Annotated in this window: 23 protein-coding genes; 7 read left to right on the top strand and 16 right to left on the bottom strand. The window is 43.2% G+C overall.

Going from position 1 to position 22,326, the window contains the following annotated elements; genetic code table 11:
* Positions 1–18 precede the first annotated feature (18 nt).
* The 8 genes from LAJ61_RS07980 to LAJ61_RS07945 all read right to left on the bottom strand — a co-directional run bounded on the left by LAJ61_RS07980 (position 19) and on the right by LAJ61_RS07945 (position 5,544).
* Positions 19–612, bottom strand: coding sequence for a hypothetical protein (locus LAJ61_RS07980; protein ID WP_224053491.1), 594 nt, complete (start codon positions 610–612; stop codon positions 19–21).
* Positions 613–699: 87 nt separating this feature from the next.
* Positions 700–1,926: a tryptophan synthase subunit beta gene (trpB, locus tag LAJ61_RS07975; protein WP_224053490.1), complete on the bottom strand. Its 1,227-nt coding sequence runs from the start codon at positions 1,924–1,926 to the stop codon at positions 700–702.
* A gap of 46 nt (positions 1,927–1,972) precedes the next feature.
* Positions 1,973–2,194 carry a hypothetical protein gene (locus tag LAJ61_RS07970; protein WP_224053489.1) on the bottom strand — a complete coding sequence of 74 codons (222 nt, stop codon included), beginning with the start codon at positions 2,192–2,194 and terminating at the stop codon, positions 1,973–1,975.
* On the bottom strand, positions 2,194–2,946 hold the full coding sequence (locus LAJ61_RS07965; protein WP_224053488.1) for an SDR family NAD(P)-dependent oxidoreductase: 753 nt from the start codon (positions 2,944–2,946) through the stop codon (positions 2,194–2,196). The genes LAJ61_RS07970 and LAJ61_RS07965 overlap by 1 nt, the downstream gene beginning before the upstream one ends.
* Positions 2,947–3,046: 100 nt before the next feature.
* Positions 3,047–3,427: a hypothetical protein gene (locus LAJ61_RS07960; RefSeq protein ID WP_224053487.1), complete on the bottom strand. Its 381-nt coding sequence runs from the start codon at positions 3,425–3,427 to the stop codon at positions 3,047–3,049.
* A gap of 17 nt (positions 3,428–3,444) precedes the next feature.
* Positions 3,445–4,092, bottom strand: coding sequence for a phosphoribosylanthranilate isomerase (locus LAJ61_RS07955; protein ID WP_224053486.1), 648 nt, complete (start codon positions 4,090–4,092; stop codon positions 3,445–3,447).
* A gap of 129 nt (positions 4,093–4,221) precedes the next feature.
* Positions 4,222–4,644, bottom strand: coding sequence for a YgaP family membrane protein (locus LAJ61_RS07950; RefSeq protein WP_224053485.1), 423 nt, complete (start codon positions 4,642–4,644; stop codon positions 4,222–4,224).
* An 18-nt stretch (positions 4,645–4,662) separates the two neighbouring features.
* Complete coding sequence (locus LAJ61_RS07945) at positions 4,663–5,544, bottom strand: MBL fold metallo-hydrolase (RefSeq protein ID WP_224053484.1); 882 nt, start codon at positions 5,542–5,544, stop codon at positions 4,663–4,665.
* Between the two features lie 285 nt (positions 5,545–5,829).
* Between LAJ61_RS07945 and LAJ61_RS07940 the strand changes: the two genes are divergently transcribed.
* The 5 genes from LAJ61_RS07940 to LAJ61_RS07920 all read left to right on the top strand — a co-directional run bounded on the left by LAJ61_RS07940 (position 5,830) and on the right by LAJ61_RS07920 (position 9,525).
* A complete protein-coding gene (locus LAJ61_RS07940; protein ID WP_257619619.1) occupies positions 5,830–6,138 on the top strand; it encodes an ArsR/SmtB family transcription factor in 309 nt (102 codons plus the stop codon).
* Between the two features lie 93 nt (positions 6,139–6,231).
* Positions 6,232–7,947 carry a SulP family inorganic anion transporter gene (locus LAJ61_RS07935; RefSeq protein WP_224053483.1) on the top strand — a complete coding sequence of 572 codons (1,716 nt, stop codon included), beginning with the start codon at positions 6,232–6,234 and terminating at the stop codon, positions 7,945–7,947.
* Between the two features lie 75 nt (positions 7,948–8,022).
* Positions 8,023–8,355 (top strand): protein tyrosine phosphatase family protein, encoded by a 333-nt coding sequence (locus tag LAJ61_RS07930; protein ID WP_224053482.1) that lies wholly within the window; start codon positions 8,023–8,025, stop codon positions 8,353–8,355.
* Positions 8,356–8,385: 30 nt separating this feature from the next.
* The gene (locus LAJ61_RS07925; RefSeq protein WP_224054831.1) at positions 8,386–8,835 is read left to right on the top strand and encodes a YaiI/YqxD family protein; all 450 of its coding nucleotides are present in this window, start codon (positions 8,386–8,388) and stop codon (positions 8,833–8,835) included.
* Between the two features lie 6 nt (positions 8,836–8,841).
* The gene (locus tag LAJ61_RS07920) at positions 8,842–9,525 is read left to right on the top strand and encodes a hypothetical protein (protein WP_224053481.1); all 684 of its coding nucleotides are present in this window, start codon (positions 8,842–8,844) and stop codon (positions 9,523–9,525) included.
* 13 nt (positions 9,526–9,538) lie between these two features.
* Here LAJ61_RS07920 and LAJ61_RS07915 read toward each other — a convergent pair whose 3' ends face one another.
* From LAJ61_RS07915 to ahpF, 6 genes are all read right to left on the bottom strand, one after another.
* Complete coding sequence (locus tag LAJ61_RS07915) at positions 9,539–10,018, bottom strand: DMT family transporter (RefSeq protein ID WP_224053480.1); 480 nt, start codon at positions 10,016–10,018, stop codon at positions 9,539–9,541.
* Positions 10,019–10,048: 30 nt separating this feature from the next.
* A complete protein-coding gene (gene epmA / locus LAJ61_RS07910) occupies positions 10,049–11,014 on the bottom strand; it encodes an EF-P lysine aminoacylase EpmA (RefSeq protein ID WP_224053479.1) in 966 nt (321 codons plus the stop codon).
* 107 nt (positions 11,015–11,121) lie between these two features.
* The gene (locus tag LAJ61_RS07905) at positions 11,122–12,225 is read right to left on the bottom strand and encodes a 4-phosphoerythronate dehydrogenase (RefSeq protein ID WP_224053478.1); all 1,104 of its coding nucleotides are present in this window, start codon (positions 12,223–12,225) and stop codon (positions 11,122–11,124) included.
* Positions 12,226–12,343: 118 nt separating this feature from the next.
* The gene (locus tag LAJ61_RS07900; RefSeq protein ID WP_224053477.1) at positions 12,344–15,292 is read right to left on the bottom strand and encodes a hypothetical protein; all 2,949 of its coding nucleotides are present in this window, start codon (positions 15,290–15,292) and stop codon (positions 12,344–12,346) included.
* A 171-nt stretch (positions 15,293–15,463) separates the two neighbouring features.
* Complete coding sequence (locus LAJ61_RS07895) at positions 15,464–16,366, bottom strand: 3-hydroxyacyl-CoA dehydrogenase (RefSeq protein ID WP_224053476.1); 903 nt, start codon at positions 16,364–16,366, stop codon at positions 15,464–15,466.
* A gap of 195 nt (positions 16,367–16,561) precedes the next feature.
* The gene (ahpF, locus tag LAJ61_RS07890) at positions 16,562–18,142 is read right to left on the bottom strand and encodes an alkyl hydroperoxide reductase subunit F (RefSeq protein ID WP_224053475.1); all 1,581 of its coding nucleotides are present in this window, start codon (positions 18,140–18,142) and stop codon (positions 16,562–16,564) included.
* A gap of 338 nt (positions 18,143–18,480) precedes the next feature.
* On the opposite strand from ahpF, the gene LAJ61_RS07885 reads away from it, so the two are divergent.
* Positions 18,481–18,705 (top strand): HP1242/YdcH family protein, encoded by a 225-nt coding sequence (locus LAJ61_RS07885; protein WP_135888383.1) that lies wholly within the window; start codon positions 18,481–18,483, stop codon positions 18,703–18,705.
* Between the two features lie 154 nt (positions 18,706–18,859).
* On the opposite strand, the gene cytX is transcribed toward LAJ61_RS07885, so the two are convergent.
* Together cytX and ahpC are read right to left on the bottom strand one after the other, a co-directional pair.
* On the bottom strand, positions 18,860–20,059 hold the full coding sequence (gene cytX / locus LAJ61_RS07880; protein ID WP_224053474.1) for a putative hydroxymethylpyrimidine transporter CytX: 1,200 nt from the start codon (positions 20,057–20,059) through the stop codon (positions 18,860–18,862).
* Positions 20,060–20,210: 151 nt separating this feature from the next.
* The gene (gene ahpC / locus LAJ61_RS07875; RefSeq protein WP_065263267.1) at positions 20,211–20,777 is read right to left on the bottom strand and encodes an alkyl hydroperoxide reductase subunit C; all 567 of its coding nucleotides are present in this window, start codon (positions 20,775–20,777) and stop codon (positions 20,211–20,213) included.
* A 571-nt stretch (positions 20,778–21,348) separates the two neighbouring features.
* On the opposite strand from ahpC, the gene LAJ61_RS07870 reads away from it, so the two are divergent.
* On the top strand, positions 21,349–22,323 hold the full coding sequence (locus LAJ61_RS07870; protein ID WP_224053473.1) for a hydrogen peroxide-inducible genes activator: 975 nt from the start codon (positions 21,349–21,351) through the stop codon (positions 22,321–22,323).
* The last annotated feature ends 3 nt before the right edge of the window (positions 22,324–22,326 follow it).

Raw genomic sequence — 22,326 nt, 5'->3', positions numbered from 1 at the left:
GTAAATTTATTGGGAAGTTTAAATAGCTTTCCATTTCATTAAAATCTCAGCTTTCGGCTTATAGAATATTTTCAAAGGATTGTTTTTTGCCATTTGCTGTTTATTGTTTATCTGTTGATAAGTGCCACTATTGATTCTCACTTTATATTGATATTTGCACTTTTGTATATGACTATCGCAAGAGCTTGGATTTTCTTTATCATCAAAAAACAAATAATACTGTTTCGTCCCACGATAGTCTTTTATTTGGGTTGTGTATTCATCAGCAATCGCTGTTTTGGTGGGCTCAAAAACAGCATAAAAGCTCTGTTTAAATTCAAATGAACCAAGAAATAATATAATTGCTAAAAATATGATGACCAGAATGCCACTTCTAATATCGGCTAAAACACTATCATTCCCTTGTCGCATTTTTTGAAATATAAAATAGCTAGCTGGCATTATTGAAAGAAAAACCATACTAAAACTAAGTTGGTATAAAATCTCCCAAATACCTTCGTGAAAATTGGCATAAATACCGATTAGAAAGTAAAAAGCAAAAGCCATGTACAAATAATAAATTATTTTGTAGCTATTAGTTGGCAGTTGCATTTCAGTATTATTTGTCATCATCCCCATTAATTCGCTAAACTGTATCTCTCATAACTATAAATGTAAAACATAGTGAATTTAATCCATTCCAATTGAGCAGATTATCAATCAAATCTCAATCCCTTCACGTTTCATGACGGTATGCAAATCCTTATCTCCACGACCCGACAGATTAACAATAATCGACTGGTCTTTGCTCATGGTTTTGGCAAGTTTCAACGCATACGCAATGGCGTGCGAGCTTTCTAGTGCAGGAATAATCCCTTCTTTTTGGGTGCATTCACGAAAGCCAACCATCGCTTCTTCATCGGTACAAGGTACATATTGCACACGGTCGATATCCTTTAAGAAACTATGCTCAGGACCCACGCCAGGGTAATCAAGCCCTGCTGAAATAGAATGGGTGCCCAAAATCTGCCCATCATCATCCGCCATCAAATACGTGCGGTTGCCATGTAATACGCCCACTCGACCGACGGTAAGCGGTGCAGCATGGTTGCCTGTCTCGACCCCATCGCCGCCGGCTTCGATGCCATACATTTTGACGTCTTTATCATTTAAAAAGTCATAAAACAGTCCGATGGCATTACTACCGCCACCGACACAAGCGACCAACGCATCGGGCAGTTTGCCTGTTTTTTGGTAATGTTGTAGTTTGGCTTCTTTGCCGATAATAGCTTGAAAGTCACGCACCAGCATGGGGTATGGGTGCGGACCTGCGACAGTGCCAATCACATAATAAGTGCTATCGACATTGGTGACCCAGTCACGCATGGCTTCGTTCATGGCGTCTTTGAGCGTGCGAGTGCCCGAGGTGACAGGTACCACTGTTGCCCCAAGCAAACGCATACGATACACGTTCATGGCTTGGCGTTCGACATCATCTGCGCCCATATACACCACGCACTCTAAGCCTAGACGCGCCGCGATGGTGGCAGTTGCTACGCCATGTTGCCCTGCGCCTGTCTCGGCAATGATGCGTTTTTTGCCGACCATTTTGGCAAGCAACGCTTGACCGATGGTGTTGTTGACTTTGTGAGCGCCTGTGTGGTTTAAATCTTCACGTTTAAGATAAATCTGCGCGCCACCGATATCATCACTTAGGCGCTTGGCATGATAAAGTGGCGTTGGTCTGCCAACATAATTGACCAAGTCTTCTTGAAAAGCTTTCCAAAATTCGGGGTCAGCTTTGGCAGTATTGTAGATATTCTCAAGTTGTTCTAATGCCGCCATCAGGGTTTCAGAGACAAAGCGTCCCCCATGAATGCCAAAATGTCCGCTGGCATCTGGGTATTGCTTGAAGTCTTTTACTTCAGTTGGGTTTTGAATGTTCATTGTTGTTCCTTTATTTAATATTGCAATCTATAACTAAGATTAATGTTTAAGATTCGAATTTCGGTTTGGATTCGTTACATAGTTGTAAACCACTAATTTCTTCAAAACAACGACCTTTATCCCAGCGTACATCAACACAATCTATATCATCAACAGGGAAAGGTGGTTCAACTATAGTTCCAACGCCCTCACCTCTACCCCAACTATCAAAATCATTTTGTTTCCAAGTCTTAGGGTTTTTAATGACTTTATCGCCAACCTTAAACATTACAAATCCTTCACTACTTTTAAACCTGCAAAGGTCTGTGCGGTTGGCATGACTTCGATACGGTTGATATTAACGTGTTTGGGCTGTTCAATCAGCCATGCCACCATATTGGCGATATCTTGTGGGGTGACATATTGCACGCTATCATAAACTTGCGCGGCTTTGGCGTCATCGCCATGAAAGCGAATATTGCTAAACTCTGTGCCACCACATAGTCCTGGCTCGATATTGCTAACGCGGATATTTTTACCGACCAAATCGGCACGCAAATTTAGACTAAACTGGGTCACAAAGGCTTTGGTGGCGCCATACACATTACCACCAAAATACGGATAACTGCCTGCGGTTGAGCTTAAATTAATAATGTAGCCATCGTTGTTGGCGACCATGAAAGGTAAAATTTCATGGGTTAAATGAATCAAGCCTAGAATATTGGTATTGACCATTTGTTGCCAATCGGCAAAGTCTGTTTTATCTGCGGATTCAAGTCCCAGTGCCAATCCTGCGTTATTGACCAGTACATTGATGTGGGTAAGCAAATCATTTGGCAAAGTTTTCAATGCGGTTTTAGTGCCTTCTAAATCGGCAACATCGAAGGCTAATGGAATAAATTTATCGCCATGCTGTTGTTTGAGTTCGTCCAGTTTTTCTTGGCGTCTGCCTGTGCCGATGACGGTATGACCTTTTGAGATGAGTAATTCGGCAATTGCTTTGCCAAATCCTGCGGTAACGCCTGTGACCAAGATATTCATATTGTTACCTATAATTTTATGTACTAATATACTAGTACGTTAGTATATAGAATTTTATTAATTTTGCAATGTTAAATTAATACTTGATTGAATTGACTCATTATTCACTTTTTCCTAGAATCCATTTATCAAATTCTTCAAAGTTTAGTTTCATCAGTTCTGTGTTGATTTTTTTCTGCCAATTGTCATTATCAATCACAAAACTATAAATTTCATTTATTTCACTTAGAAACATAAATAGATTGTGATTATTTCGCCAATGAATAGTGAATGAAGAAAAGTCTCCAACCAAACTGTTAATTTCATAAATATCTTCTTTGTCCAATTCATCAATCCAATTGCTGAAGCTTTCAATGTAAAGAAAATCATTTGGATTATTGGTAAGATTTTTTATTTCACCATTAACATTCCTTTTATCACAAAGCCATTGATGAAAACTTTCAGTTTTTTCCTTAGGAATATATAAAGTAACGAGTTTCATTCTGTTCCAAATGACTTCTAATTTGATTTTACAACGTTTAAAAATGCTGACATTTTCTCCAAGCTTTTCACCCCTTTTGCTGACTCAATCCCGCCACTCACATCCACGCCATACACGCCCGTTTGCCTAATCGCTTCGCCCACGTTATCCGTCGTTAAACCCCCAGCCAACATAATCGGTAATGGCGAGTGTTTGGGGATTTTATCCCAATCAAAACTATCGCCCGTTCCGCCAAATTTATCGGGATGATAGGCGTCAAGTAGCACGCTACACGCGCCAAAGTCTTTAAGCGCTTGGATTTGGGTGACAATCGTCTCCGTGGTGTCATCATGGCTGATGCGTAATGCCTTTATCCAGCGTTTATTGATTCTATCCGCCATCAGCTTGCATTCTCGCGGCGTTTCATCCCCGTGAAACTGCACGATATCAAACGGCACGTGATGCGATAGATAAACCAATTCTTGCTCGGGCATATTGACCACCAATGCCACCACCGTGGTAAACGCAGGCACCACTTTGGCAAGCTCACAGGCTTGCTCGGGGGTCACTGCTCGCGGACTTGGCTCATAAAATACAAAACCCACCGCATCCACGCCAAGATTGACCGCATTTGTAATATCTTGAAGTTGGGTAAAGCCACAAAATTTGACCGCTGTATTTTTCATTGAGTTGTGTTTGTCTTGAGAATGATAAAAGCTAGTATAACGAAAAAAGACACCCAAACGGATGCCTTTTCTCAGTCTTTTATTAGGCTATAACGAATGTCACATTCGCTTAAATTAAAGCCGCCTAGATTAAGCCTCTTTTTTTTCTGATTGTTCTGACTTTTTCGCCTTGTCTGCATCGTCAGCTTTCTTGGCGTCTGCAAGTTCTTCTATTTTTTCCTGAGCAGTCTCTTTAAGCGTGGCTGCTTTTTCTTGAACTGTTTCTTTTAAGGTTTCAGCTGTTTGCATGACACTGTCAATCACGGTGCTTTTGTCATCAGCGCTATCTTTCGCATGATCTTTGGATTGCGCTTTAGAGTGCTTTTTGCTATCTGCTGCTGATTTGGCGGTGTTGATACCTAGCATGCTATAACAAGGACAATGACCCGTCGCACCCGATACTAAGGGTATTAAGCCAAGCATTTTCATCTTTTTGCTTTTCGCTGATTTTAGTAAAGCTAGACCTGCCACAACACGCACGACTCTTTCTTTGTTGCCCACATTGGTTTTCATTTATTATTCTTCCTTATTTTATGATAATTGATTTAAGGGAATTTTAAGGTAGCGAACGCCATTGTCTTCTGGTTTTGGCAATTCACCTGCATTGATGTTAACTTGTACTGATGGCAAAATCAAACGTGGCATTGCAAGTGTTTTGTCACGTTGGTTACGCATTCGTACAAATTCTGCTTTAGGCGTCCCTTGTTTGACATGAATGTTGCGTAATTTTTGCTCACCGACATAAACCGTTGCGATATGCTCACGCCCGCCCTTGGGTGGGTAATCATGGCAAAGATACAGCAGGGTATCATCGGGCAAGGCTAATAAACGCTGAATCGAGTCATACAAATCCTCGGCACTACCATGAGGAAAGTCACAGCGTGCAGAGCCGACATCAGGGGCAAAAATAGTATCACCGACGAATACCGCCATTTTTTCATTGCCTGCGCTTTTATCCGTCACTTTATATGCCATATCGGCTGGGGTATGACCCGGTACATGCATGGCTGTAATGCTCAAATCACCCAGTGTTAACTCGCTGCCTTCCTCAGTCAAAACATCAAATTGACTGGCATCGGTGGCTAGGTCGTCAAAGTTAAAAATGGTTTTAAAGGTTTTTTGCACCTTATCGATATATTTACCCATCACTATTTTACCGCCTAATTGCGCTTTGATATAAGGCGCGGACGATAAATGATCGGCATGGGCGTGGGTTTCGATGATATAGTCCAAGGTCAACCCTTGTGATTTGACAAACCCAATGACGTTATTGGCATTATCATAGCTAATTTTGCCGGCTGCGGGGTCAAAATCCAATACTGGGTCGATGATGGCACAGTGTTTGCTAGCTTCATTAACTAGGACGTGAGTAAAAGTTTCAGTGTCGTTGTCTAAAAAAGAATGAATGTTCATAAGTTTTCCTGTTATCTAAAAACGCTTTTGGCATATCTTTATGGCAATTTCAACTGAAAAAACACTTTATACTTTTGTATAATAGCCGCATTGAAAGGCGTTGCTCAATTCATTATATTATTTTATAATATGTTTTTAAATATATTGTATTGGCGCAAACGTTTATTGATTTTAAAATTATGTGATAAGTTTGATGGTAGCACCAGTTAGTATCAGCCATCAAAACACCTTGGGGGGAAAGCCATGTCTGAAATTGCCGAACCGCAGTCCGATGCGCCTGTGTCGATGGATGCAACCATGCTCGATCAAATGCACGCTGCGGCAGGAAAAGCCAGCCAGTTGTTAAAGTCGTTATCTCATCCTGACCGCTTGATGCTGCTGTGTCAATTGACGCAAGGTGAGCATTGTGTGAGCCAGCTTGAAGAGAAAGTGGGACTGGGTCAACCAAGCCTGTCGCAGCAATTGGGGATTTTGCGTAAAGATGGTTTGGTCAACACCCGCCGCGAAGGCAAACAAATTTATTATTCAGTCGCCAGTGACGATGCCTTGGCAATCCTCAATGTACTGTATGATCGCTTTTGTCAGACAAAATAATTAAGTCTATAACTGACCAGTCCGCTAATTTATTGGAAGGTAATTTATTGGACGCTAATTTATCAGAATAACCACTGTATCGGGATAACCACCTTGCCATTACATTTAGCCAACTTGCGACGCTTACCCCACTGGGTAACGCACTATAACAAGGCAAATCTCAGTCAAGATTTGTTGGCGGGTGTTATCGTGGGTATTTTGGTGATTCCGCAAAGCTTGGGTTATGCCATGCTGTCGGGTTTGCCCCCTGTATATGGGTTATATTCAGCGATTGTGCCGGTACTGGTGTATGCATGGATTGGCGCAAGCTCGGTCAATGCCGTCGGTCCTGTGGCGATTACGGCGATTATGACCGCACAAGCGCTGCAGCCCTATAACGAATTACCGCCCATGCATTATGCCATTATGGCGTCGTTTTTGGCGCTGATAACAGGGGCACTATTATGGCTAGCAAGCGTATTTCGGCTCGGCTGGATTACCCAGTTTATTAGCCGTGGCGTGACGGCAGGGTTTATTAGTGGCGCGGCAATTTTGATTTTGGTCGGGCAAATCAAATATGTGACGGGTATCGCGATCAGTGGCAATTCACTGCTAGAGAATGTTGAAACCTTTTTGTTTCACCGCCGTGAGTTGCACGTGCCTACCTTGATGGTCGGTGTTGCGGCATTCACCGTACTGTTTATCAACCGCTATTATCTTAAAACTTGGCTCAAGCCTTTATTGGCTGCCAAAGTCATTGAGATCATCACGCGTATGTTACCCCTTGCGGTGCTGGCAATCGGTATTATCGCCAGTCAAGTTGGCAACTTTGCCGCTATCGGTATTCGCACGGTGGCGGATATACCCAGTGGTTTGCCGCATTTTGTGCTGCCGTTTTATCAGATTTCGCCCGTTGAACTCATTAATTTATTACCTGCAGCCGGATTGATGGCGCTGATTGCGTTTGTCTCTAGCAACTCGGTTGCCAGCTCATTTGCGCGACAACGCCATGAAGCTTACGATGCTAATTTGGAACTCAAAGGGTTGGGTTTTGCCAATATCGCAGGTGCGTTTTTTCAGTCGTTTAACATTGTCGGTGGCTTCTCACGCACCGCAGTAAATGTCGATGCGGGCGCGCAAAGTCCCCTTGCCAGTATGTTATCGGTACTGGTGATGGCATTGGTGCTGCTGTTTTTTAGCCAAACTTTAGAGCCACTGCCCTACGCGATATTGGGTGCTATTATCATGTCAGTGATTATCAGTATGATTGACGTACAAACACTCAAGCAAGCGCTGCGCTATGACAAACTCGATGCGCTGGCATTTGGCGTGGCACTCACAGGTGTGTTATTGTTTGGGCTAAATGTTGGCTTGGTGGCGGGGCTGTTTGCCTCCTTTGCAGGCCTGATTTGGCAAACCAGCCATCCGCATATCGCGATTGTGGGTCAAATTGGTGATACCGGGCATTTTCGTAATGTTGCACGCCATGCAGTGACCCAGTTTGATGATTTGTTGATCATTCGCATTGATGAAAGCCTGTTTTATGGTAATGCCCATTCCGTACTACAGTTTATTGAGCAGGCGATTGCCAGTCATTCACAGACCAAAAATCTGGTGCTGATGTTGTCGGCAGTCAATCATATTGATTTGACCGCACAAGATATGCTCATCAATTTAAACCAAAATTTGGCAGCTCAAGCTATCACCCTACATTTTTCGGAAGTCAAAGGGCCTGTGATGGATGTGATTGAAAAAACCAATGTAATTCAAAAATTAACAGGCAAGGTATTTTTAAGTACGCAACAAGCCGTTAAACAATTAACCCAATAAATATACTTGTCGCAGTCAGTAAAAACATGAATAATCAACGCTAACTTTATCGCTAACTTTATAAGGAAACACAATATGCCAAACAATACAGTTTTTTATGGTCAAATTGAGCCACAGCAAGTTGAAAAAATCGCGGCGCAGGGTTTTAAAACCATCATCAACAACCGCCCCGATGGCGAAGAACCCAACCAACCGCTGCAAACGGATATCGCTACTAAAGCACAGCAAGCAGGGCTCGCCTATCATTATCTACCGGTCGTTGGTGGTCAATTAACCCGTGAGCAAGTTGAACAGTTTGCCGAGATTTTTAATCAAGCAGAAAAACCCGTGTTTATGTTCTGCCGTTCGGGCAACCGCTCAAATGTGTTATTCCAGTCTGCCAAACAGCTTGATTTGCTAGACGACTAATCCTTTTTAGTGAAAGCCATGACAGCAAAAATTACCCTGTGGATAGACGCTGACGCAATCCCGAATATTGCCAAGCAAATCATCATCAAAACCGCGGAACGCACGCAGACGACCACAATTTTTGTCGCCAATCGTGCCATTGCTTTGCCGCGGTTGCCAGTTTTGCAGATGACAGTGGTCGAAGGCGGTTTTGATAAAGCAGATGACTATATCGCAGCGCACTGTGTAGCGGGCGACGTGGTCATCACCAGTGATATCCCGCTCGCCAATGACTGCATTGAAAAAGGCGCCAAGGTAGTCACGTCTCGCGGTTTTGTGTATGACAGAGACAATATCAAGCAAAAGCTTAATATGCGCGATTTTATGGACACCATGCGCAGTACGGGCGTGTTAGAACCTTCACAGCAAGGTGGGCAAGCACCCTATAGCGACAAAGACAAACAAGCCTTTGCCAATATTTTGAACGCTTGGATTCGCTAGTTGATTATGCTAAACCCTATTAGTGCTATTAAGTTATTGTATCAACTGGAGAATCACCCCGAACCGCTGGGTGTCAGTCAGGCGATGATTGAGCAAAATGAGCAGGGCTTGGGCTTTCAACTACCTGCAGGTTTGTATCATTATTTATTGACTTTAGGCAATATCGCTAGTCTCAATAGTGGCTTTAATTATCTTGGTTTATTGCCGTTAGAACGCTTGGGCGACCATCTCGTCATTGGCAAAACCTGCGATAATGACGGCGTTTGGGGCATTCATGTAGATGACCTAAGTCCAAAAAAACAGCATAACCCGATGGTGCAAATGAGCCGCAACTTTGATGCGATTGAACAAAGCGAAATTCATTGGTTTGATGAATTGCCACTGGCTGAGTTTTTGCTGGCGCAAGCGATTATTAATGGCGTCAATGGTGGATTGAAACACCATGCACAAATTTATGATTTTGATGGCATCACAATCCCACAGGATTTGGCACAAAAACTACAAAGTTTAGCCAGTGAAATCACCGAACTGCGTCAACCGCATGAGCGCTATTTTCAAGCTGAGGATTTTGGTGTGGTGATGTTACTGGGTATGGATGAGTCTATTCCCAATGCCTTTATGATTGCTTCGCAAGATGAACACAAATTCAATGATTATATCCAGCAATTAGCGATTGGATTTGAACATTGACCTAAAAATAGCCTTATGACGACTTAGCAAACCATTTTTGTCCAAACATAAAAAACGATACGCCCACCAGCATCAATACAATCCCCAAAAATTTACTCCAATGCAGCGTTTTAACAGGCATACCAAATAAACCCAAGCTATCCACCACCATGCCCATGACCAGCTGACCTAAAATAAATAAAAACACCGTATTGGCAACACCGATTTTTGGCGCTAAAAAAATCGACGCAAAAACAAAAAACGCGCCCAGTGCACCGCCAAGCCATTTCCACCAATCACTGATTTGCATGTCTGATAAACCCGATTGTACCGCTTGCCAATCGACAAATAGCAAAGACACCAATAATAATAATAGCGCGCCAACCGTAAACGATACAAATGCTGCCATTAACGGTTGACCACCAAACATTGCGCCCAATCGGGTATTAATCGCCGCTTGAATCGGGATGCCCAAGCCTGCCATCAGCCCCAAAAATAAATGCCAAATTTTCATATCAATTCCTATTTTTTGAGTTCACTGCTGTTAGGCGTGAGGGGTGGGTAAAGCGATGACATCGCGGATATGGGTTTTGCCCGTTTTAATCATCAGCAATCGATCGATGCCAAGCGCAATGCCACTACAAGCTGGCAGGGCATCACAAGCTGCCAGCAGATTTTCGTCAATTGGCATCACAGGTAGCCCGCGTTTTTTACGCGCCACATTGTCTTCATCAAAGCGCAGACGCAGCGCTTGTCCATCAGCCAACTCATCATACGCATTGGCGATTTCAAGACCATTGATATACAGCTCAAAGCGTCTAGCTACCCGATTGCCGTCTTTGTCTGTGACTGTCTTGGCAAGCGCGGCAGTGGCGACAGGATAATCATAGATAATTGTCGGTAGCGTTTTTCCCAAATTAGGCTCCACCAAATGACTAAATAATAAATCTAACCAGCCTTGGTGATCCTCCCCCAAATCAATATTAAGACCATTATCTTTGGCGATGGCTTTGAGAGTATCGCAACTGGCATTGAAGGGATGAATTTTAACAAAATCCATAAAGGCATCGACATAGCGATAATGGTCAAAAATCACCGGATAGCCGAGTACCGCGGACACCAAGTCATTGGTTTCTTTTGCCAGTTCATCCAAGCTAAAATTGGGACGATACCATTCAAGCATGGTAAATTCAATGTTGTGACGGCTGCCAATTTCGTTGTCGCGAAACACGGGGCAAATCTGGTATATCGGCACTTGCCAAGCTGCCAATAGACGCTTCATGGCAAATTCAGGTGAGGTGTGTAGATAATAGGTTGTTGGATGGTCGGCCACAGTGACATTGCTAGAGACGGATTGCAAAAATATATCGGTGTTGCCCGCCTGTGACATCACCGGGGTTTGCACTTCTAGCACCTGTCGCTCGGCAAAAAACTGGCGAATGGTGGCGTACATCGCAGCACGGGCTTGGGCGGTTTGTAGGGTGCAAGTAGGTTGATAAGTGGTTGACATAGCAGTTTGGATAGGTGGATTTGCGACAATATTAGCAGACCCAAAAAAAATAGCTAGTATTTTCCCATACTGGCTATTTTTGCTTTATCTCACATTAAACATTTTTATCAAATTTTAAACACGTATGATTGCCATTCACGGCGCAGCGGGTAATTTTTACGCAGGTTATCAAAGTCTTTGCCTTCAATATCACCGTTTGCATTTGCCACACTACGTAAACGCTTGTCATCGGCTTTGATGTCATACATCACAGGAATTTTATTGAGCAGTTGGTGGCGCTCGTGGTCTTTGAGTGGATTATGCACTTCTTGAAACAGCGGCACTTCAGCTGGCATCAAGGTATGAAAATCAACCGTTGGGGCAACCTGTAAATATTTGCATAAGGCATTATAGACAAACTGTGTGCCCCTAAGTTTGCCTTCTAGGGTATAACCGGCGATATGCGGGGTGACGATACTACAGGCTTTGAGCAGCTCTGCATCGATATTGGGCTCGTGCTCAAACACATCGAGCACACACACATTCGGGCTTGCGACAATATCGTCACGACCGAGCACTTCACCGCGTGAGGTATTGATGATGATGGCAGTGTCGGATACCGTTTGCCAACGTGCTGGGGTCATCAGATAGTCGTGATGGGTGGGATATGAGCTGTTGTGCGCATGCGTGAGTGGCACGTGGAAGCTAATCACATTGCTTTCTTGCAGTACAGTTTCAAGTTTGGCGTTGTTCACCACCGACGGTGGTTTGAGTGGGTCATAGCCCAGCACATTCCAGCCATAGGAAATCGCATATTGCGCGAGGGTATTACCGATATTGCCCACCCCAATAATGCCAAGGTTGATGGGTTTGAATAAATAGTCAGGGCGCAAATTGGCAATCGCTGCCACCACATATTGTGCAACCGAATGCTTACTACAGCCAGCGGCATGGGCAAAAATGATACCGCGCTTGGCAAGGTACTCCACATCGACATGGTCGATGCCGATGGTGGTACTACCGACAAATTTGACGCTTTTATTGTTGTCTAATAACAGCTTGTTGACAGGCGTGACGGAACGTACCAGCAAAATATCAGGCTGATGCTCATCTATCACAGCCGCGTCAATCTCACGCCCTGCCATCGCAATCAATTCGATGGGTCGCCCTAAAGTGTGTTCATTAAAAAAATCGCTTAAATGAGCAATATTGCCATCAGCAATAATTTTCATATTGTATCCCTATCTTTCTTTTTGTTGTCATCATCCAACTTACAGACCGTTAGCATAACAAATTTTTATGACCTTTTGATGCGTATGCTGACTTTTTTCAAATAAAAATCGGGCAAATTTATCGCATCAATTTGACCAGTATCACCATGATAATCAAAATTAGCACCCCACCGATAGCAATCAGCAGGAATTTTTTTTCTTTGGCTGTATCTTTAGTGGATAATTGGGTTTGTAAGCGCAGCTTGTCATTCTTGAGTTGCTGCGCCAATTCATTGGACAGCGAAGAGGGCGGCATTGCCTTTGGTGTCTGTGATGTCTGTGATATTTTGGCTGCCTGTGCTGTCTGGGGTGTTAACTCTGTTGATGGCTGTGAAACTGGCTTTACATCAGCAAGTTTTTGCCCAGCTGTTTTTTGAATATTCGCTTGTTGAATAGTCGATTGTTGCAAACTGCCCTGTTGCTTAGCAGTAGCTGGCATTGGATTTTCTAGCTTGTCTGACATCAATCCGATAGCTGAACTTTGTTCTCGGCTGGGTGCTCGGTTGGGTTTAAATTTTGGCCATAGCCGCTTTTGGGTTGCGGCATCGGTGCTATCCTGTGCGTATTTTTGCTGCCAGTGGATATAGGGAAGTAAATCATAATCTTGCCCAAATTGCTCATAAGCCAAACTTAGCCAATAGTGATAATAGGCTTTATCCCATAATTGGCTAGGCAATACCATAATTTCGCCCTGCTCGGCTTTATTTTGGTAAGCATTAGTATGAATGATAATGGGCACTATGCTGTTTGATAACATGCCATTGGGCAAATGACGCCGCCAAATCCAACTGTTAGTTATCCGATAGTTTGTCGCTGCGATACTGGCTGGATAAGCCAAATTGAACACCCTAGATGTGTCGTCTTGGCAATGTAATTGATAAAACGACACATCAGGCGTAGTATTTGGCGGCTGATTGACTGTACTAACCGCATCCATTAATTGACTGGCCTTGGCTTGCAAATCTTCTACCCTTGCTTGCCCGCTTGGATCAAACAAAATGTCGGCACAACTTACCCGATGGTTGGCAAAAGGCGTGTCTCGTTCCTCTTCTGACATAGGCTGGGTTAACGCCGCATCAGATTTTATCACAACACCCCACACTACTTTGCCATAGCGATATAAATCCTCAGTCGCTTCTACTTGCCGATACAGTTCATCTTTAATCAAGTTATCACTAACGTATACTTGCAAATAGCGTTGTTCATGGTGGCTGGCTTGCAAAATATGTTTCGCCAAATCAAACCCGCGCCAATCAATGCTGGTATAGTCAAAAGCTGCCATATTCACATTGGGTTGATTATCGAGTATCGGTAATAGCGCAAAATCAAAATGCGTCACCAGCTGCGCGTTTTGTTGCTGGATACGCTGGTCTTTGGGCGGCAATACCCAGCTATCAAGTTGATTGACATAGGCATCTTGCCACAGCGTTTTGACCGCGGTATTTTGTGTTAAAGGTGTGCTTAGCAGTGCTTGGTAAAAGTCAGTGGTTAACGCGGTTATTTGCTCTGACGTAATCGCTGTTTGTGCGCTGTTTTGATGACTGACTAACGGATAAATTTTTAGACTGTGCCAATCATTGGCAGACTGATACGGCAACACAAGCTGCAGCTCTAAGCGAGGGTTTTCATACACCCATATCTCAATCACGATCCCTTCAGTACGCCCCATCGGCAAATTGGTATAGCTATCAAAACAGCCGACGATTATGGGGGCTAATTGTGGATTTTGATGCAGCGTTTGGTAGAGGCTATCAATCAGCTTATCTGTATCTGTGGCTGTAACTGTGTCTAAATCCGTATCGCTAGGTGATAACAGCTTAATATTAGATGGATTAAATGCGGTTAATTCATCGGCTGTATTGTCGCTGGTATAGGCTTGATACACACAAGGTAAAATTGGCTCACCTTGTGATAGCCTTGATAGCACAGACGCCACCAACGCACTCGCCGCCTGCATGGCTGACGTCCAAAGCGCTGGCAAGTCAGTGGTAGCGCTCACAGCATCTTGATAAGGATAAACCGCTAAGTGACCTGCATTTTGCCGTTGCACAATATCCGCAAACTCAGCAGCGGTGGTCGGAAAATTGCTAGCAAGTCCAAATAACCGATTGGTCACTACCAGCATCGGCGTGCGATAGCAGTCCTCAAACAGCAGTACAAAACTATGCTCAAGGCATTCAGCAAACGCCTCGCCCAAGCTATCATACATCTGCGCAAAAGATACCCAGCGCACGGGCGCATTTGCCAAGCGACTGCTGGTCACGCCAATATAAAACCCCAGCAAATAACAAAATGCTTGACGTGAGGTGTCTTGCAAAAAATCCAGATAATCCGCTTGCGTAAACCCAAACGCCTGCTGGATAGCCGATAATGCCTCATCAATTTGCACTAAGCTATCACGGCTATGATCAAAATTCACTGCTGCCAGATAGGTAGAAAATGCGATAGCAGAATCCTGTAGTTTACCTGTTTTCACTTTTGCCAAATAGCCTTGACACACCGCCTCAGGCGATTGCAATAAGTTGACTTGCGATTGCTGATAGAGGGTTTGTGTCATCTGGGCAATAAACTGTGGCAACACCTCCTTACCCTGCAGCAAATCTGGTAATAACTTGAGCGGTTGGCAATAGACTGTGTGCCCGATACGCGCGGTGAGTGAGCTGTAAAAATCGGCAGGTAACTGTGACTGGGTGGGGTGCTTATTTTGCCGTGCCAGCTGCGCTGACATCCTGTCATAGTCATACCAAGCAATCGGTTGCCCGGTGGTTTTGGCTAAATAGTCTGCAATATAAGCGGCGAGCGCTACTATAAGTGCTTGCCCGCTTTGTTTTGCCAATAATTGTGGCAATTGAATGTGGCGTTTTGCCATTGCTGCAAAAAACCGACTGAGTTGTTGTAGGCTGTTGGCTGAATAATCAAAGTCAATCTTTTGCAAGTTTTCCCAAAACAGAATCTTAAACGGCGGTGTCTGTTTGGTCTGCAAATAATATAATAAGGTGTTGACTTGTTGGGCGGTGGTCGGCTTCATCGGGGATTTTTGGCAACAATTTTTTATCATTTTGGGGTAAATTGTTGGCTTTGGCAAGTGCTAGGCGTGGGTGCTGCCGCAATAGAAGATAAAAAACAAAGCCCATTTTGGGTCAGTGGGCTTTTGTCATCCACTGACTTTTAAATACTGACTTTTAAACTTTTTTGACGCTTATTTTAAAAAATCAGGGTCTTTATAAGCCGGGTTTGGATAATCATAAAAACCCTTCCCCACTTCAAACCCTGTGCGACCTTTATCAATCAGTTCGGTTTGCAGTTTTTGGATAAATCGCTCGGCAGTTTTCGAGCCTGTTTTGGCTTTTTGCTGGCTGATATTAACAATGGTATTAACTCCTACGATATCCATGATGGCAAACGGTCCCATCGGTGCGCCTGTACCAATCATCCAAGTTTTATCAACGGTCTGCGGATCGGCAATGTCATTGGCATACAAGTGCATACCGGCATTTAAGAAAGGCACTAATAGGGTATTTAAGATATAGCCAGGCTGTTCTTTATTGAGGGGTAACGCCACCATGCCAATGGCTTTGGCATAAGCAACAATGCTGTCAAATACCGCAGGGTCAGTATGTGCTGAGCCCATGACTTCTGCGGTGTTGTTCACCCAGATACGGTTGGCAAAGTGTAATGCCAAAAATTTATCGGGACGACTTGTGGCTTCGACCATTTGGCTAGGAATCAACGTTGAGCTGTTACTGGCAAAAATCGTGTGACTTGGCGCTAGCTTTGCCAGCGTCTTATAAAATTCATTTTTGATATCAAGGACTTCTGGTAAGGCTTCGATGACCAAATCAGCCTGTGCCACCGCTTCGCCTAAGTCAGTCACATAGCGAATCGCATGGGTGATTACTTGGGCTTGGGCTGGGCTTTTGTCATAGAATTTGGCATAGATGGGCATGAGTTTTGCGATGCGCCCTTTGACTTTTTCAGGTTCTTGATCAAAGATAGTGACGTTAAAGCCAAAAAAGGCATTTTGCATGGCGATTTGAGAACCCAGTACGCCGCCGCCCGCTACTGTCACCTGCTTGATGGATGAAGTATTTGCTGTTGTCATGATTTATTCCTTTAAATCGCTATTAATAGCTTGCAAGTTATTGTAGCGGATTTTGGGTAGTATGCCTACCTCACCAATATAGACTGACAAGGCAACACAATATTAGCCGCCAAAAAAAGTTACCTGCAAAAAAAATTACCCGCCAAAAAAAGCCAAACTATGAGGTTTGGCTTTTTTTGAAAAATAACTAAAAAATTATTGCAACATGAGGTATTCAAACGCACTGAGTGCCGCTTTACTACCTTCGCCCATCGCAATATTAATTTGCTTAAATGGCACGGTAGTCACATCACCACAGGCAAAAATTCCGGGTTTGTTGGTTTGGCATTTCTCATTGATTTCAATTTCACCAAATTTGGTCACCTGTACCAAATCTTTGACCAATTCCGAGTTTGGCACCAGTCCGATTTGCACAAAGATAGCAGATAGTGGCAATTCTTTGTTTTCACCGGTGGTACGGTCTTGGTAAATTAGCGAACTGACTTTACCATCAGTTGCTTTAACCTCTTGGCTCGCTACACTTGTCATGATATCGATATTATCGCGCTCTTTGGCTTTATCAATCAATACTTGGTCTGCTTTGAGCGTGTCAGCAAATTCTAACACTGTCACGTGTTTGACAATGCCTGCCAAGTCAATTGCCGCTTCAATCCCTGAGTTACCGCCGCCCACAACTGCCACGTCTTTGCCTTTAAAGAAAGGACCATCACAGTGGGGACAATATGCGACGCCACTACCGATATTTTCGTCTTCACCTTTGATGTTAAGTTTACGCCATTTTGCCCCTGTCGCTACGATAATCGCACGAGTGCTAAAACTTTCACCGGTATTAAGCGTGATTTGGTAGGTTGGTTTATCCTCGCCTTGCTCATTCATTTGTGCAGAATTTTCGCTGATGGATGTCACGCTTACCATTTCTTTGACCGTGATATTATAAGCGGTGATATGTTTGACAAAATTGGCAGATAATTCATTACCATTGGTCAATGGGATTGAAATCAAGTTTTCGATATCTTGGGTATCTTTCACTTGTCCACCGATACGATCAGCCACCATGGTCACTTTTAAGCCTTTACGTGCCACATAAATGGCTGCCGCTACGCCCGCAGGTCCGCCACCGATGATAGTTACATCTTGCTGCTCAAGCTGTTCGGCTGCTGCTGCACTCATCAAATCTGGATATTGCTGTTGCAGTTTCTCGATAAGTTTGGCAGTGTCAATTTTACCATTGGCAAAAGGTTTGCCATTTAAATATACTGCAGGTACGCCTTGGATATTGCGCTCGTTAATCATGTCTTGGAACACGCCACCATCAATCATTTCATTGCTGATGTTGTCGTTCAATAACGCAAATTGGTTCAGCGCTTGCACCACGTCTGGACAGTTGTGGCAAGACAACGAGACGAACGTTTCAAATTTTAGCGGCTGTTTAATCGCCTTAATGATATTTTGAATACCTGGGTCAAGTTTGAGTTCACTACCACCTGATTGCAAAATCGCCAAAATCAATGAGGTAAACTCGTGACCCCCTGGAATACCACTAAAAATGATACCCGTATCTTTGTCTTGGCTACGGATTTTAAAACTCATCGGTGATAGATTGGCATCGAATTGTTGACTCAAACTAATCTTGTCAGTAGTGGCTGCAATTTGGGTCAAAAAATCCACCAGTTCAGCGCGCTGTTCATGCTCACCTTCACCCAACACAAACTCAATCGGGCGAGTCATACGTTCGCTATAACTTTTTACTGCATCTAATAAACCTTGATCTAACATGGTATTTTCCTTCTAGTTATTGGGTAAGTCATTTTGTTAACCTTATTATTGTGATTTTTGTGGGCTTTGACAATGTGAGAAAGTTGATAGCTATGTTTTAAAAAACAAAACGTTTATTATTTTATATAACAAAATATTAATACATAAATTGCCATAATCCATTGATGGTGTGGCTTTTTCCCCCTCACCAATTGTTACCGATTAGCGTATAGTCAACTAGGCAATTTTTAGTTACAATGCTAATAAGACAAATGCAATATACCAACTCAATCAAATTTGTCTTATGTATTGACCCCTTTGCATTATTTTTCACATACAACCAAAAAAAGGAAAAAACTATGTTTCCAGAACATCGCGAACTTATTAGTAAACTAAAAACTTCTGATAAATACTTTGAAAAACTATTTGATAAACACAACGACTTAGATGCTCAAATCATTAATCTAGAAAAAGATCCTATTGCAGCGGGCAGCCGTGATGACGAAATTGAAGCATTAAAAAAACAAAAACTACAATTAAAAGATGAAATCTACAAAATCTTAGAAGACAATAAAAATAAATAAGTTCTAAGCTAAATTCGATTTTTTTGATTAAAGCCCTGTTCTCTGTGACAGGGCTTTTGCTATTGATAGCAAGCTTAATGGTTCAATCAACCAATCAACCCTACTTTAAGAAAATTGGACTGTAAAAAAATTGGTTTAAGCGTGGCTGACGGCACTATTTTTTTGTGAATACATTAGCCAAGAAGCATAACAGCATCGTCACCATAATCACCGGCAAGGTATTCCCGATATCGAGTGGATGGGCAAGCCAATAACGGTACAAGCAAAAACCAATCGCCCAGACAATCAAATTTTTGACATTAAAACGCTGTTTGATACCGGTATTTTTTAGAATAAAAAAGTCCACAATTTGAATGGCTGCCATTGGCGCAAACACCGAGCCTAAAAAGTATAAAAATTCAGTGATATCATCCATGGGAAACAGCATCGCTGCAATGGTACAGATGAGGGTAATGCCAATTGCCAAGCCTTTTTCTGGGAGTTTTTGCCACAGTGAGACACCCGACACGCCTGCCGAGTACGCATCCAAAAACGTGGTTGTCACCGTTGCGAGCACAATCAACAATAACCCAATCACGCCCAATCCAAGCTGTAACAGCATTTGGGCAAAATCCGACGTTTGGGTATACAACGCCATGCCCAGTCCAATCGCATACATCCACGCACTCATCACCCCATAGCTCACGGTGCTCACGAGCGTCGCTTGCAAAGGTTTTTGCGCATGGCGAGTATAATCACTCACCAGTGGCAACCATGATAATGGCATAATGACCGCGAGCTCCACCGCTGCCCCAAAGCTCATCGCTATTGCCACGTCTTTTGTCGCTGCCACATCCCCAGCGCCTAACTTAAATAATTTAAACGACAAAATAAGCGTTAAAATAAATAACCCAGCTACCGCCAACGCATTGATTTTGCCAAAGAAGCGGTTGCCCATCCATAGCCACAGCACAATCAGCGCGCCAATTACACCACACCAGGCCGCTTGCCCGATAGCCCAAATCCCATTGACCGCCAATGCCCCATCATAAATCATGATGGCTGTCCAGCCGACCAATTGCACAACATTTAGCAAAGCAAAAAGCATCCCACCTTGAAAACCAAAATTACCCTTCACCGTTTCCATGGCACTTTTGCGTTGGGTTGCCCCAATATAGCCGACTAAAAAAAATAGCACCCCACCTATCATATGCCCAATGACAATCGCTAACAAACCACGCTCCCACCCCAACGGCGCAAGGTAGGTGCCCGTCAAAATCTCAGCGATTGAAACCGCTGCCCCTGCCCACAGCAAGGCGTAATGGCTACTTGTGGTCTGACTGCCAGTTTGGTGGGTGGTTTGTGCGCTATCCATGGTCATTTTCTCAGTTATTTTCTCAAGCTTCAAAGAAGCTGATTTTATCATTGTTAACAACAGTAGTTGAATAAAAAAAACCCCAAATCTTTCAATTTGAGGTTTTTAATTTTATCTAATTGTCAGTCAATGAAACATTAGACCATCAAGATTAGATTTTACCTACTAAATCTAGGCTTGGTTTTAAGGTTTCTTTACCTTTTTCCCATGCCGCTGGACATACTTCACCGTCATTGTCACGCACATATTGAGCTGCTTCGATTTTACGGATTAAGTCTTTAGCAGAACGACCGATACCTAAGTCATGAATTTCTGCTACTTTGATTTTACCGTCTGGGTCTACCAAGAAAGTACCACGAAGCGCAGCGTTGTCTTCTTCAATCATCACGTTGAAGCCGCGAGTGATTTTACCAGTACCATCGCCAAGCATTGGGTATTTTACTTTAGCGATTGCAGGTGACGCATCTGCCCATGCTTTGTGTACAAAATGGGTGTCTGTCGATACCGCATAAACTTCCGCGCCTAATGCTTTGATTTCTTCGTAATGGTCTGCCATGTCTTCAAGTTCAGTTGGGCAAACAAAGGTAAAGTCATGTGGGTAGAAGAAAAACACTGCCCATTTGCCTTTAACGTCATCTGATGAGATTTCTTTGAATTCACCATTCACAAATGCTTGGGTTTTGAATTCTGGAATGGTTTGGTTGATAATTGCAGCCATGGATTTTTCCTTATATAAGCTATTGTTGTGGTTAAAAATTTAGCAACATCACCATTTGACAAAGCCAAATCAGTGAGTGCTATATTGATAACACAAATTTGATGTCATTGGCAACCTAGCTTTTTAGGCTTCTAGCTTGTTGGGCTATAGTCGGTTGCTGTTTTTTAATCATCAAACGTTGTTATCGATGGGTTTATCTTAGTACAATTTAAGATTCAGTCTAGTTTAAAGTTTTTAATTTATTGATTAATTTTTTAAATTAACCTTGCTGGTTATGTCTTGTAGTTTCAATCTTTAGGCTATCTTGTAATTATTTTGAAAGGCTCGATAATGAGTTTACTGTCAAGACCAAATTAATGATAGATTAAAAAATATTCCACTCGTAAAAGCACACAAAAATGGTAAACTAAATTTGAAATGATTCGGTTAATTGAAGTTTTTAACATGCATCTTTTGCGTGTCTTTTGCTAGGGTAGCCGTCAGTTTTTTTACCCTTTTATCTTTTTATTTATCTTTAACTAAAACGCGTTAGCGAAGATTGTACGCTATTTTAAAGGTTAAAATTCAAACCATGATTACATTACGACAATTAGAATTTGCATTGGCAGTTGCCAAATACAAGCATTTTAAACGGGCAGCAGAAGAGTGTAATATCTCACAATCTGCTTTAAGCTTAGGGATTGCAGAGCTGGAAAAACAGCTTGATACCCAAATTTTTGAGCGTAACAACAAACAAGTGCTAATCACCCCGATTGGGGAGGAAATTCTTGAGCGAGCCACGCGGATATTTGCCGAAGTCAATGATTTGGTAACCCGCGCCCAGACCCACCAAACCCCACTCGCCTATCCGATGACGATTGGTATCATCCCAACCATTGCGCCGTTTTTGCTGCCCAAAGTATTGCCGCTACTGCGCCAACAATTCCCACAGTTTCAGCTCAATGTGGTAGAAGAACAAACTGAGCGACTGCTTGAAAAAGTCCGTTATGGCGCGATTGATACCGCCATTATTGCGCTGCCTTACAATACTGACGGCTTGTTATCATTTGAGTTTTGGTCAGAGACGTTTTTGGCGGTATTTGCTAAAGACAGTAAACATGCCAACTTACCCAGCATCAATGCCGATGAGTTAGCCAACAGTAACTTGATGCTGCTAGGCGAAGGACATTGTTTGACCGATCATGCGCTATCGGTGTGTCATCTGGATAAAAGCCGCGTCAAACACGCCTTTAGTGAAGCAAGCCTGCATACGTTAATTCAAATGGCTATCAGCGGTATGGGCACCACGCTAGTCCCGCAAATGGCAGCTGGGCAAGTGCGCCAGCAAACTGCCAATGTGTCGTTAGTGCCGCTCAATGAAGCCGGTCCGCATCGCCGCTTGGCGTTTGTCACCCGTCTCAACTATGCGCGGGTCGATGATGTGAATCTATTGGGTCGCTTGTTTGCCCAAGGGTTACACGATAGCGAATTGGCGTCTACCCCAGCTACCCCATCTACCTTAGACGCTGAGCCCATGACTTCAGCGAAGCCCGCCACAGAGGCATAATTT

Origin of the sequence: Faucicola osloensis (assembly GCF_020041925.1) — a bacterium.
Lineage (GTDB): Bacteria > Pseudomonadota > Gammaproteobacteria > Pseudomonadales > Moraxellaceae > Faucicola > Faucicola osloensis_D.
The sequence above is the reverse complement of the archived record's forward strand: the minus strand, read 5'-3'. Positions and strand labels throughout refer to the sequence as shown.